This is a genomic window from Ruminococcus sp. (assembly GCF_017650195.1).
Classification (GTDB): Bacteria; Bacillota; Clostridia; order Oscillospirales; family Ruminococcaceae; genus Ruminococcus.
This window is the reverse complement of the sequence record NZ_JAGCFH010000086.1, coordinates 1-12,864: the sequence shown is the minus strand read 5'-3', so window position 1 is coordinate 12,864 and position 12,864 is coordinate 1. Positions and strand designations below refer to the sequence as shown.

The window sequence follows — 12,864 nt, the reverse complement described above, 5'->3', positions numbered from 1 at the left end:
TACTTTACTTTATCATCTTTGCTACTTCGTCAGCAAGATTGTCTTCCTTCTTCTCAATACCTTCGCCGCGCTCATAGCGAACAACGTCAACGACCTTAATAGAACCGCCGAGCTTCTTAGCCTCAGCATCAACATAACCCTGAACTGAAAGCTTATCGTCCTTTACAAAAGCCTGCTCGAGGAGGCAGTTCTCTGTGTAATACTTGCCTACCTTGCCCTCAACGATCTTAGCGCGAACCTGCTCGGGCTTTGAAGCCATTTTGGGATCCTCAGCCATCTGAGCCATCATGATCTCCTTCTCCTTCTCAAGCACCTCAGCCGGAACCTGCTCACGACACAGATATGCTGCATTAAGAGCAGCAGACTGCATAGCTACATCTTTACCAATAACAGCTACCTGATCAGCAGAAAGGTCAGTATCCATCTTTACGAGGACGCCGATGCTGCCGCCATTATGGATATAGGAAGCAAGCTTTCCTTCCAGTCTTACGAAACGACGAATAACGATGTTCTCACGGATTTTCATTCCTGCGAGCTCCGTGAGAGCCTCACCTACTGTGCCGCTACCGCCGCTGATAGGCATATTCTTGAGAGCTTCAACGTCAGCAGGATTCTTTTCGATAATTGTCTTTGCTACGTTAGCAACAAAGTTCCTAATATCGTCTGTGTTTGCAGCAAAGTCTGTCTCTGTGTTTACTTCGAGGAGAACGCCTACATTACCATCAACAACAGCTGTAACTACGCCCTCAGCAGCAGCTCTGCCGCTCTTCTTAGCCTGTGTGGCAAGTCCTTTTTCTCTGAGGAACTCGATAGCCTTATCCATATCACCATCGTTCTCTTCGAGAGCTTTTTTACAGTCCATCATGCCAACGCCTGTAGACTTCATAAGATCTTTAATTTCTGCAACGGAAACTTTTCCCATTGTTATTACCTCCTGTATTTTATATTATAATTCGCAAAAACCCGAAGGGTTAGTTCGGGTTTTTGATTGTTCTCATGTATAATGATTATTCAGCGTCAGCCTCTGCTGTCTCAGCTTCCTCAGCAGGAGCCTCCTCAGCTACAGTAGCATCGTCGCCCTGTCTGCCTTCGATAACAGCATTTGCAACTGTGCCTGCGATGAGCTTTACAGCTCTGATAGCATCATCGTTGCCAGGGATAACATAGTCTACCTCATCTGGATCGCAGTTTGTATCTACGATAGCAACAATCGGGATATTCAGCTTCTTAGCCTCAGCTACAGCGATCTTTTCCTTACGGGGGTCAACGATAAAGAGTGCTGCGGGGAGCTTCTTCATTGTCTTAATACCGCCGAGGAACTTCTCAAGCTTCTCTATCTCAAGGTTGAGCTTAACAACTTCCTTCTTAGGAAGAAGATCAAATGTGCCATCCTCCTCCATTGTGTGAAGCTGCTCAAGTCTCTTGATTCTTGTCTGAATAGTCTTAAAGTTTGTGAGCATACCGCCCAGCCATCTTGCGTTTACATAATGTGCGCCGGCTCTTGTAGCTTCTTCCTTAACAGAGTCGCCAGCCTGCTTCTTTGTACCTACAAAAAGAACCTCGCCGCCCTGAGCTGCAATGTCGCGAACGAACATATAAGCCTCTTCGAGCTTCTTAACTGTCTTCTGAAGGTCGATAATGTAGATTCCGTTTCTTTCTGTGAAAATGTACGGAGCCATTTTCGGGTTCCATCTTCTTGTCTGGTGTCCGAAGTGAACGCCTGCTTCAAGAAGCTGCTTCATTGATACTACTCCCATGGTGTAGTCCTCCTTAAAAATTGGTTATTATTAATCCTCCGCCGTACCTTGCTCAGCAGCAACACAGATATCCGCGCACCAACCGCTGAAAATACAGGCGTGTGAATTGCCTTAATATTATATCATTTCATGCTCTATTTTTCAAGTGTTTCCGCTATGTCTATTTTAACAAACTTAAAAAACGATTTTTACTTCTTTTTGTCAAATTCGACTTTGTTTCCTTCCTACTACGCTCTACCAGTACTACCTCATCGCCTATCACCCTAATATCAGAACAGGCGATGACAGTATCGCTCTCCCTACCAAGGAGCCCGAAAAGCCGTGCTTCACCGTATATTACAAGAGATTCGACACTTCCTTTTTGGGTATCTATCTCTATATCATCGATATATCCTAATCTTTCACCAGATACTGCGTCAATGACTTCCTTTCTGCAAATATCCTCAAATCCAAGAAGCATATGCTACACCCCTCCAAGATTATATGCTGATATACACAGAAAAAATGCAGCAGCTCATAAAGCTGCCGCACTGTTTTTATTCATCATCCTCGTCGTCGTTGCTGTCATTGCCTTTTTTCTTGGCAAACACAGCTGTACCGACTGCAAGGAGCACTGCTGCACCTACTATAGTGAAAAGAGCGCCTCTCGGGAAGTTGTCGCCAGTCTGAGGAGCAATTGTCGCTATCATCATCAATGTTTTGTACATTATCCTGTCCTCCATAAAATATTATAAATGTATTTTATCACAGCAGCCATTATTTGTCAAATGAAAAGATGTGCTGCTTTCGGGAGCGTCTCAGAATCTGAAATCGCGCTTGCCGCCGTTCTTTATCTCATCTAGGTAATCCATTGCTCTCTGACGGCGCTTTTCATCGGGGACGTTCTGTATCTCACGTGCAATAAGAGCTTCTCCGACAGCTCTTGTCTCGGGCGAAGCGTAGTCGGAAAGGTATTCCTGAAGAGTCATAAGAGCATTGGGGTGACAGCAGTTCTGAATCTGTCCCACCTTGCAGAGCGCCATAAAACGGTCACCTGTACGTCCCTCACGGTAGCAAGCTGTACAGAATGACGGGATATATCCGCCTTCCATGAGCCATTTTACTACCTCGTCCAGCGAACGCTGGTCTGATACGTCGAACTGCTCGGTATCGTGAGGACGCTCCTCAGGGGTATATCCGGCATAACCGCCGACAGATGTTCTCGAACCACCTGATATCTGGGATACACCAAGTCCAAGGACCTTCTCACGGCAGGCTTCACTCTCACGCGTGGAGATTATCATTCCTGTGTACGGAACGGCAATCCTTATGCATGCAACTATCTTTGCAAATGTGTCGTCGTCGATGCCGTTATCGAAGGCTGTAGGATCAATATCGGCAGCTCTCCTGAGTCTTGGAACACTGATAGTGTGAGGACCTACGCCGTGTACAGCTTCAAGATGCTCGGCGTGCATAAGAAGTCCGGCAAATTCATATCTGTATTTGTCAAGTCCGAAGAGAACTCCAAGACCTACGTCGTCTATGCCGCCCTCCATGGCTCTGTCCATTGCCTCAGTATGATATGCATAGTTATGTTTTGGTCCTGCCGGATGAAGCTTCTCATAGCTCTCCTTGTGATATGTCTCCTGGAATAGTATATATGTACCTATTCCAGCTTCCTTAAGCTTGCGATAGTTCTCGACAGTTGTGGCTGCAATGTTTACGTTTACTCGGCGGATAGCGCCATTCTTGTGCTTGATAGAATATATAGTATTAATACATTCGAGGATATACTCGATAGGATTATTGACAGGATCCTCGCCTGATTCGATAGCAAGGCGCTTATGGCCCAGATCCTGAAGTGCGATGACCTCCTGACGAAGTTCCTCCTGTGTCAACTTCTTACGAGGTATCTCCTTATTCTGTATATGATACGGACAGTATACGCACTTGTTAACGCAGTAATTCGAGAGATACAGCGGTGCGAACATAACTATCCTGTTTCCGTAGAACGCCTGCTTTATCTCCTTCGCCAGTTCATACATTTTTTCGGTCATTTCCGGTATATCACAGGCTAGAAGAACACTTGCCTCACGATGTGAAAGGCCCGCACATTCAACACCTCTTCCGGTCTTTTTCGGCTTAGCCTTTTCCAATATCTGCTCAATAAGCTCACGGTTGTGCTTATTCTGCTCCGCATACTCAAGAGTAGCCTTTATCTCCTCGTCATTTATAAATTCATCTGCATTCATAGACTTAACATCATACATACTTTTTTCCTCCAATTTTATTTTGACTTACAAGACATCGTTTTTACATCAAGTTTAAATACTGCAGTACGTCCGAGCACATTACTGTCGTATTCAAGTCCTGTTCTGCCTGCCACGTGTTTCATCACACATTCAAGTGCAGATTTTCTTTCTTCATCACCATCGATAACAGAAAGAACCCCTGTTCCGATCACACTACAGAATCTTGCAGAATGACCGCAGGCATTCTCAGCTTTGACAAGCTCATATCCGCCATCTATCTCAAAGCCGACACAGGGCTTCTTCAGGGCAAGCCCGTACTTTCTGCCTGCAACAGCTCCGTGAAAATAAAACGTGTATTTCCCACAGTAAAGAGTATAGCCATAATTTACTGGTACTATATATACTTCGCCACCATCATTGAAACCTACGCGCATTATCTTCTCACCAGCAATAAAGCTCTCTATCTCAACGCTATCCGTTATCTCACGTTCATTTCTTCGCATAATGCTCTCCCGTTACTTCTTGGAAATAGCTGCCTTGACTGATACTCCCTGTATCTGTCCGAGCCTGCCGGTCAGACTACTTATCACATCGGGCTCTGCGTCAAGAGCGACCGAAATGAGCGATATTCCACGTTCCTTATAAGGGATACCCATTCTGCCAATGATTATATCGCTGTATTCGTGCAACACGTTGTTCACTTCAACGGAAGCAGACTGCTCGTCGATAACAATAGCCGCTACAGCAATTCTCTTGTTTTCCATTTCTCCTCCTTTGCAGGCTGAAAAGCAGTCAATAAAAAATCCGCCCATGGACGGACGGATAGTATCTGCATACATAATAGCTCAACTGCCATCCGATAACAGAGTTTTCACTCTGATGCCCGAAAACAATAATTTTTGAAGCCAAAAACAGAATAAATCCTGCCTTCCGCTGTTATTATGATAGCATATTGTTATTATATTGTCAATGTTAATATGTTAGCAGTCTATAACATTATAAATTACTGCCGATTTTTGTGCAGCTTACCTAATCCCTAAAAGCAATTTTAAAAAAATTATATAATTTTTCAAAAATCACTGGACAAATACTTCTATTTGTGATATACTGAATTTAGATTTATTTTTGAGGTGATTATTAATGGGTTTATTCTCATTTTTCCAGGGCGGAGCTAAGTATTTCGATAAAAAAATCGAGCCCAAGTGCGATTACTGTATGTACGGTAAGAGGACTAAAGACGGCAACAGAGTCCTCTGCGAAAAAAGAGGTCTCGTGGAACAGAATTATTCCTGCAAAGCCTTTATATATTCTCCTTTAAAGAGAATCCCCGTGAAACAGCTCAGATTTGTCGGCAGCATCGCAGACGACGACCTTTTTATTGAGTCAAAGGGCGATATAGCTGAAAAAGAAGAAGCCGAAAAGAAAACTGAAGCCAAAAACAATAAAAAAGCTGACAGCAAGCCTGCTACTAAGCCGTCAGAGTCCGAGAAGGCTCCTGATTCTGAGGAGATAAAGCATGAAGCTGAAAAGCCTGATGCTCCCGTTCAAAACACTCCTGCACAGGAAACTCCCACTGAACAGACACCTCCTGTTCAGAATAATACTGAGGAGCAGATCAAAAACGAGCCGGAGCAGAATGTTCAGGCAACCGAAAAAAACGTTCTTCAGAATGAGGCTGTCAAACAATAATATCTGTGCGCACAAGTGGAACGATATTAGTCAGCTTCCATTAACTAAAAAACAGTATTACCGAGCTTGAAATTACAGGCTCGGTAATTTTATGCCGTGATTTCGCCAAAATTGATGCCTTTCGTCTCCTATTTTTTAATTGTTGACTTTTCTTTCTTCTCATTTACTTGACAAATCAAGAGATATAATGTATAATAACTATTGCTACAGTTTGATAAAAGCACTCACCCACAAATTAATGAGGGAATTAGCTATGGATTTGGACGAAGAATACGGTCGAAAAAGATTAACATACAAAAGATGTCAAAGATGCTATAATTCCATTGCGCTATTTTATATCGTCATTTTTGGTATGATTGCATTTGCAGAATTGTACCTTGGTTTTCTCGGCGGTTCTTTTTATACAGTATTAGGTGCAATAATAAGTGGTGCAGTTTTGGCTGCCGGCTTCTGCGGAGCTTATCTTCACAAGGATATTTTTGCTGTTTCAGCACCTGTATTAACCCTTTTAATTTCAACCATAGTTCCTTTGGTCGCTTTTGTGGCTCCGATATGTGTTTTGTGTACTGTTATCAATGTAATAGCAAATAAAAAATATCACTGGCTCGAACAGCAGGACGGTTTTCCGTATTTCAATACACGATTTAGGAATCAGGAAATTGATACTTCACAGTGGAATATCAAGGATCCCTATACTCAGACATACGAAGAAATAAAGAATAAAGACAACAACAACGGCCAGATGGATGAGCTCTAATCTGACCTCATATATGCGGGTATGGCGAAATTGGCATACGCACCAGATTTAGGTTCTGGCGGAGAAATCCGTGCAGGTTCAACTCCTGTTACCCGCACCATTCAAAAAGTCCGATTATTCGGGCTTTTTTTCTTTTTTGCTTCTTATCTTGATATCAGGTATCGGAACACGTAAAGAATATTTCGTGTGTATACTGACAAATAGCAAGCCGCAATTAAAACTGCGGCCCTTTTCCTATTCATACGGTATTTAATCAATTCTGTCATCATTATTGATCTGCTTTAACATAACACAACTGCTTTGCACTGTAATTCTCAAGTACTCCAAGCATATCTGCAGCTACCGATTTAGCACCTTCAAGGTCGTGTTCAAGATAGTTCCCGCACTCCTTACGCTCAGAGCCCGGTATCTTTCCACTGAAATCAGCAACGAAACGGAAGCTATCCTGAACAAGCCTTATAGCCTGCTCATTATTTACCCTGTCCCTGAGGATAAGATAAAAACCTGTGCGGCAGCCCATAGGTCCGACATAAATAACGCTGTCGGAAAACTTGCTGTTTCGTGCATAAGTAGCAAAAAGGTGCTCAAAGGTGTGAAGAGCCCCGTTGCTGAGATAATCACCTCCGTTTGGCTTTTTCATGCGTATGTCGTAAGTCACGGCGTCGCCGTCGATACGGGAGACATACATCCCCTTTTCAAGTGTATCATGGTCTACTGTGAAGCTTGCTATTGTCTTCATTATCTCACTCCCTAGGCATTTTCTTTCTTATATCACTCAAACGTTCAAGAGCTTTTTCCAACGTCTCGTTCTTCTTAGCATAATGGAACCTTATATAACGGTTCTCAGGCTCTTTAAAGAAGCTGGATCCAGGAACAGCTCCTACTCCGACAAATTCAGCAAGCTTTTCGCAGAACACAAGGTCGCTCTTATAGCCGAACTCCGAGATGTCAAGAAGAATATAGTAAGCTCCCTGAGGGACAGTATGCTGTATGCCGATATCGTCAAGCCCCTTAAGGAAAATATCACGTTTTTCGGTGTATTTATCCTGAAGCCATTTGTAGTAATCATCGCCGAAGCGAAGTCCTGTAACAGCAGCCTCCTGCAAGGGTGCAGCTGCTCCGACTGTTAGAAAGTCATGTACCTTTTTAACGGTATCTATTATTTCCGGTGGAGCTATTACATATCCTAGTCTCCAGCCTGTTATAGAGTATGTCTTTGACAACGACGAGCAGGAAATAGTTCTCTCCCACATATCAGGAAGCGAAGCAAAATAAACGTGCTTGTGAGGTGCATAAACGATGTGTTCATAGACCTCATCGGTTATCACAAAGGTGTCATATTTTTTTGCAAGGTCAGCGATTATTTTCAGCTCGTCATAAGTGAATACCTTTCCGCACGGATTAGATGGATTACAAAGTATCAACGCCTTAGGGTGCTGTTTAAAAGCAGCTTCAAGTACATCGGCATCAAAGCTGAACTCGGGCGGAATAAGCGGAACATATATCGGCTCTGCACCTGAAAGTATAGTATCCGCGCCGTAGTTCTCATAGAAAGGCGAGAACACAATTACCTTGTCACCAGGATTCGTTACGCTCATCATGGCAGCCATCATAGCCTCTGTACTTCCGCAGGTGACTACTATTTCGCCGTTTGGGTCTATCTGTCTTCCTATGAGTCTTGACTGTTTCTCAGCAAGAGCCTCGCGGAAGTTCTGTGCTCCCCATGTTATGGAGTACTGGTGGAAGTCCTCTCTTGTAACCTCTGCAAGGCGGTCAAGTATTTCCCTAGGCGGCTCAAAATCTGGAAATCCCTGTGAAAGATTTACCGCGCCGTATTTATTAGATATCCTCGTCATACGTCTTATGACGGAATCTGTAAAGGTAGCTGTACGATTTGAAAGTTCTGGCATAATAGTTCTCCTTAAATAAAATGGGCGGATAACCGCCCTTTTAATTCACAATGCGTAATGCGTAATTATTGGTATCAGCTGTCGCAAACGTATTAAAATAATTTAAATCATCGCGTAAACGATACCATAATTACGAATTCAGAATTACGCATTAATATTATATCATTATCAGATGTTGTAGTCAATATTTCTCTCGTCGATAACACGTCTTGACTTATGCTCGGAACGTGTATCAAGTCCGCCGTCTGGGTGAACTATAACTTTTGCAGGCTTTACTCCGATACGAGCTTTAAGTGCCGCACTTACCTCTGATGCAACTGTATCGTCGTCCTTGTCAACACCTGTTGCCTTCTCGACCTCAACTGCATACTTACTTGTAAAGTCCTTCTCGAAAATACGGATAAGATACTCGCCTGTCAAATCGCTCTGCTCACGGATAACAGCTTCGATATCACTTGGGAATACATTAACAGCGGAAACAATGAACATATCGTCCTTTCTGCCGAGAATATGTATCCTGCCGTGTGTGCGTCCGCATTTGCAGGGCGTAATGTCTATGCGTCCGATGTCGCCTGTCTTGAATCTGATAAGAGGACGAGCGTGCTTACGGAGCGTTGTAAATACGAGCTCACCTGTCTGACCAGGTTCCAAAACCTCGCCTGTATGGATATCAACTGTCTCGACCAAAATGTGGTTCTCAGCAATATGAAGTCCGTCATGGTATTCGCACTGTGCGGCGCAGGCACCAAATATATCGGACAGACCATAGAAGTCGAACACCTCAGCTCCCCATATATCCTCGATAGCTTTTCTAGTAGCGTCGATTGAGCCACCGAGTTCACCTGCAACGATTATCTTCTTGATATTGAAATCCTTTTTCGGATCATAGCCTGCCTTGAGAGCCTTTTCACCAAGCTGCCATGCATAAGAGGGCGAAGTCCATATAATCGTAGGCTTATATGTTTTCAGTATAAACAGAAGTCTCTCGCTAGGAAGAGTTCCGCCCCAGATACATAATGCACCAAGGTTCTGTGCACCGATTACATCAGGACCGCCGACATAAAGTGAGAAGTTAAGCGCGTGTACATAGCGGTCGTTTGGTCTCATTCCTATCTGCCAGAACCAACGGCTCTCTGTATCCTGAAACTCGTCAAAGTCCTTCTTTGTGAAAGGGCTCATGGTAGGTACGCCTGTGGAGCCTGATGAAGTAGATATAAATACTACATCCTCTTCAGGTACCGCAGCAAGTTCACCAAGGAAAGAACCTACGCCCTGTGTGTCGCGTTGAGTCTTTTTATTAATAAAAGGGAACTTCTGAATATCCTTTAGGGTCTTGATGTCCTCAGGCTTAACGCCTGCCTCATCAAAGGAACGCTTATAATAGGGGGCATTGTCATAAGCGAACTTCACGATCTCCTTAAGATCTTCAAGCTGTCTCTTTTCCAGCTCCTCACGGGGAAGGGTTTCAAGTTCCTCGTTCCAGTATTTATTGTTGATATCTCTGCTCATTGTATTTATCCTCCATATTCATATATTTCATATCTGTTTGGTATGATTAAATTATACAGCACATTTTCATATTTGTCCAATACCATTGCTTTATCAAGGGCTATAGTTCTTACCTATAGCAAAAATTTTTGTTTATATACTCCCACTTCTTATCCCTTGAAGCGGTTATGGTCTGTATATCCACGTCTGTAAGGTGCTTAAAGCGTCCCTGCTTTCTGAGGTAAGCCTCTACGCTTGTAAATTCTTTCGGCTTGTTGTTAAGAGTAAATTCTCCGTTTTCGTATTCCGCAAGATACCAAAGTCCGCAGTCCACTACTTCCTTTGCGATGTCAACTGTTTCGTCTGGAGCTACTCCCCAGCCTGTGGGGCATGGTGCGATAACATGGATGTACTTTGTACCCTGTATCCTTGATGCCTTCTGCACCTTCTGAATGAAGTCGTAAATATATCCCACGCTTGCAGTTGCCGCATAAGGTATATCATGAGCAGCCGCAATCTCGAACATATTCTTCTTGGGACGGATATTTCCGTGGATATTTACTCCAGCAGGAGTTGTTGTCGTCCTTGCACCAAAGGGTGTAAGTCCGCTCTTCTGTATGCCGGTATTCATATATGCCTCGTTATCGTAACAGATATAGATGATGTTATCATTTCTGTCTATAGCTCCGGAAAGAGCTTGTATACCGATATCAGCAGTACCGCCATCACCAGCGAAGCCAACAGCTGTAAAGTCCTTGTATCCCTTTGCCCTGAGACCAGCCTCAACGCCTGTGAGCATGGAAGCTGTACCGGCAAAAGTTGATATTATTGAATTGTTGGAGAAGCAAAGCTGAGGGAAATTGAAGCCTACCGCAGACATACAGCCTGCTGGGAGCACTGATACCGCATTGGGTCCCAGTACCTTAAGCGCAGCTCTTACTGCAAGACTGCCGCCGCAGCCTGCGCACGCCTTATGCCCATAGAAATATTCTTCACGTGATATGCTGTCCGCGACCTTATTCGCCATTTTCGTCGCCTCCGATTCCAATAAATTCAATGCCTTCCGCGCCATCTGCAATACTGCTGTAGATTTTTTCTATATCCTCGGCGGAGATATTCCTGCCTCCGAGACCGCCTATATAATTACTGCCCCTGACTTCTATTCCAGCCTTTTTCAGTGCCGAATTAACATTGGTGTAAACCGTTCCCTCGTTGCCAAAGCTGATATCCTTTTCGAGAACTGCATAAGCCTTTGCTTTCTTTATAACATCAGCTATTTCCTTATTAGGGAAAGGTCTCATATAGCGTATTCTCACAACTCCTGCCTTTACGCCTTTTTCTCTTAGTTTATCCGCAGTTTCACGGCACAAACCTGCTATACTACCTAGTGTTACGATGATATACTCAGCGTCATCTGTGCGGTAATTTTCGGTCAGACCTGTATATTTCCTGCCAAATATCTCTGCGAACTCCTTCTCCGTATCACTTATTACCTCACGGGCTGCAAGCACGCCTTTATGTTCCTTATATTTGAAGATGAAATTAGTATCGGGACCTGCTGAAAAAGCCATATTCCGCGGTGAATCAAAATCGATACGGTTTTCGGTCACATAAGGCGGAAGGAAACGATCTGCCAGCTCCTGAGCTGGGATATCCACAAGTTCATAGGTATGTGTAAGTATAAAGCCGTCAAGATTTGCCATGAAAGGAGTGGATACCTTTTCATTTTCTGCTATCCTGTAGCTCATGAGTGCAAGGTCGAGCGCCTCCTGTGCGTTCTCGGCATAAGCCTGAATCCATCCACTGTCAAGCTGTGATAGGCTATCACGCTGGTCGCCGTAGATATTCCACGGAAGAGCTGTTGATCTGTCCGCATTCATCATAACTATTGGGAAGCGTCCACCAGCTGCATAATAGAGACATTCAGCCATATAAAGAAGTCCCTGTGACGAAGTAGCCGTAAAGGCCCTGGCGCCTGCGGCACTTGCGCCGATAGCGCACGAGAGAGCGGAATGCTCTGACTCAACGTGTACGTACTCGGCAGTAAGACTACCGTCCTCCACCATTTCAGAAAGCCGCTCCACAACTATCGTCTGTGGAGTTATGGGGTAAGCCGATATTACCTGCGGACGCGCAAGACGTATACCCTCAGCAAATGCTTCGTTACCTGATAAAAATTTGGTGCTCATTTGCGCTCCGCCTCCATTTCTATTGCTTTAATCCTGCATATCTTAGCGCATATACCACAGCCTTTACAGAAGTCATAGTCAATTGTAGCCTTACCGTCTTTTATTGAAATCACACCGTCGGGACAGTAAAGATAACACTGCTCACAGCCTACACATTTTGCGTTGTCGATAACAGGTCTGACGCTGCGCCAGCCGCTGTTTACCGTTGTAAGATAGCCGGCTTCAAAAGAGGTGTTCTCAGGTACTTCACTAAAAGAAAACGTCTTTTTTTCTCTAATATAAGGTCTCATTTTGCCACCTCCCGCACAGCTTTAAGGAGTGCGTTTATGTTGCGCTCCTGTATTTTAGATGGCATATAGCCTTTAATAGCCTCTACTGCTTCATCTGATGCAACAACTCCCGAAAGACCGACAAGGATCCCGAACATTACTGTATTTGCAGTGGGAAGTCTGAACTCAGCTGCTATGCTGTCAGCATCGTAAGAAAGAGCTCCGCTGATGTCTTTTTTGGAGTTCACTATTATTTTTCCTGTAGGTTTCAGAAGTTCTTGCAGCTGAGGACTGTAAAGAGTATCGTCAATTATAACGATATAGTCAGCCTTTTCCGTCTGGCTCCTGTCTGCAACTGGCTTTGTGTCAAGTTTTGTAAAGGCTCTTACGGGAGCTCCTCTTCTCTCTGGACCGAAGGAAGGAAATGCAAGCGCATATTTTTTTTTATCATCTATTGTATAGGCTGCACCGAGAAGCTTAGCAGCAGTAAATGCACCTTGTCCGCCTCGTCCAAGCCATATTATCTCGTTCATAATAGTTCTCCTATCATTTTGGTATGTTTTAATTATACACC

16 protein-coding genes and 1 tRNA gene are annotated in these 12,864 nt (G+C 44.0%); 3 read left to right on the top strand and 14 right to left on the bottom strand.

The window, feature by feature from the left end:
• Positions 1–4: 4 nt before the first annotated feature.
• From tsf to J6U00_RS03670, 7 genes are all read right to left on the bottom strand, one after another.
• Positions 5–922, bottom strand: a complete 918-nt coding sequence (gene tsf / locus J6U00_RS03700) for a translation elongation factor Ts (RefSeq protein WP_296579047.1) — start codon at positions 920–922, stop codon at positions 5–7.
• A gap of 85 nt (positions 923–1,007) precedes the next feature.
• On the bottom strand, positions 1,008–1,757 hold the full coding sequence (gene rpsB, locus J6U00_RS03695; RefSeq protein WP_296579044.1) for a 30S ribosomal protein S2: 750 nt from the start codon (positions 1,755–1,757) through the stop codon (positions 1,008–1,010).
• A 160-nt stretch (positions 1,758–1,917) separates the two neighbouring features.
• Complete coding sequence (locus tag J6U00_RS03690) at positions 1,918–2,217, bottom strand: YlmC/YmxH family sporulation protein (protein WP_296579042.1); 300 nt, start codon at positions 2,215–2,217, stop codon at positions 1,918–1,920.
• Positions 2,218–2,293: 76 nt separating this feature from the next.
• Positions 2,294–2,464: a hypothetical protein gene (locus J6U00_RS03685; RefSeq protein ID WP_296579040.1), complete on the bottom strand. Its 171-nt coding sequence runs from the start codon at positions 2,462–2,464 to the stop codon at positions 2,294–2,296.
• A gap of 90 nt (positions 2,465–2,554) precedes the next feature.
• Positions 2,555–4,006: a [FeFe] hydrogenase H-cluster radical SAM maturase HydG gene (gene hydG / locus J6U00_RS03680; RefSeq protein WP_296579037.1), complete on the bottom strand. Its 1,452-nt coding sequence runs from the start codon at positions 4,004–4,006 to the stop codon at positions 2,555–2,557.
• A 17-nt stretch (positions 4,007–4,023) separates the two neighbouring features.
• A complete protein-coding gene (locus tag J6U00_RS03675) occupies positions 4,024–4,491 on the bottom strand; it encodes a pyridoxamine 5'-phosphate oxidase family protein (RefSeq protein WP_296579034.1) in 468 nt (155 codons plus the stop codon).
• A 12-nt stretch (positions 4,492–4,503) separates the two neighbouring features.
• The gene (locus tag J6U00_RS03670) at positions 4,504–4,752 is read right to left on the bottom strand and encodes a TM1266 family iron-only hydrogenase system putative regulator (protein ID WP_296579032.1); all 249 of its coding nucleotides are present in this window, start codon (positions 4,750–4,752) and stop codon (positions 4,504–4,506) included.
• Between the two features lie 376 nt (positions 4,753–5,128).
• Here J6U00_RS03670 and J6U00_RS03665 point away from each other — a divergent pair, with 376 nt between their 5' ends.
• From J6U00_RS03665 to J6U00_RS03655, 3 genes are all read left to right on the top strand, one after another.
• Positions 5,129–5,677, top strand: coding sequence for a hypothetical protein (locus tag J6U00_RS03665; RefSeq protein WP_296579030.1), 549 nt, complete (start codon positions 5,129–5,131; stop codon positions 5,675–5,677).
• Positions 5,678–5,930: 253 nt separating this feature from the next.
• On the top strand, positions 5,931–6,434 hold the full coding sequence (locus J6U00_RS03660; RefSeq protein WP_296579028.1) for a hypothetical protein: 504 nt from the start codon (positions 5,931–5,933) through the stop codon (positions 6,432–6,434).
• A gap of 15 nt (positions 6,435–6,449) precedes the next feature.
• Positions 6,450–6,534, top strand: a tRNA-Leu gene (locus J6U00_RS03655).
• A 168-nt stretch (positions 6,535–6,702) separates the two neighbouring features.
• Here J6U00_RS03655 and J6U00_RS03650 read toward each other — a convergent pair.
• From J6U00_RS03650 to J6U00_RS03620, 7 genes are all read right to left on the bottom strand, one after another.
• The gene (locus tag J6U00_RS03650; RefSeq protein WP_296579026.1) at positions 6,703–7,173 is read right to left on the bottom strand and encodes an S-ribosylhomocysteine lyase; all 471 of its coding nucleotides are present in this window, start codon (positions 7,171–7,173) and stop codon (positions 6,703–6,705) included.
• 4 nt (positions 7,174–7,177) lie between these two features.
• On the bottom strand, positions 7,178–8,344 hold the full coding sequence (locus tag J6U00_RS03645; RefSeq protein ID WP_296579025.1) for an aminotransferase class I/II-fold pyridoxal phosphate-dependent enzyme: 1,167 nt from the start codon (positions 8,342–8,344) through the stop codon (positions 7,178–7,180).
• Between the two features lie 168 nt (positions 8,345–8,512).
• On the bottom strand, positions 8,513–9,853 hold the full coding sequence (locus J6U00_RS03640; RefSeq protein WP_296579022.1) for an AMP-binding protein: 1,341 nt from the start codon (positions 9,851–9,853) through the stop codon (positions 8,513–8,515).
• 109 nt (positions 9,854–9,962) lie between these two features.
• Entirely contained in the window at positions 9,963–10,859 is an 897-nt protein-coding gene (locus J6U00_RS03635; RefSeq protein ID WP_296579019.1) for a thiamine pyrophosphate-dependent enzyme, read from the bottom strand.
• Positions 10,849–12,021, bottom strand: coding sequence for a transketolase C-terminal domain-containing protein (locus J6U00_RS03630; protein ID WP_296579017.1), 1,173 nt, complete (start codon positions 12,019–12,021; stop codon positions 10,849–10,851). Before J6U00_RS03630 ends, J6U00_RS03635 begins: the two co-directional genes overlap by 11 nt.
• A complete protein-coding gene (locus J6U00_RS03625) occupies positions 12,018–12,311 on the bottom strand; it encodes a 4Fe-4S binding protein (RefSeq protein ID WP_296579015.1) in 294 nt (97 codons plus the stop codon). Before J6U00_RS03625 ends, J6U00_RS03630 begins: the two co-directional genes overlap by 4 nt.
• On the bottom strand, positions 12,308–12,823 hold the full coding sequence (locus J6U00_RS03620; RefSeq protein ID WP_296579012.1) for a 2-oxoacid:acceptor oxidoreductase family protein: 516 nt from the start codon (positions 12,821–12,823) through the stop codon (positions 12,308–12,310). The genes J6U00_RS03625 and J6U00_RS03620 overlap by 4 nt, the downstream gene beginning before the upstream one ends.
• Between the last annotated feature and the right edge of the window lie 41 nt (positions 12,824–12,864).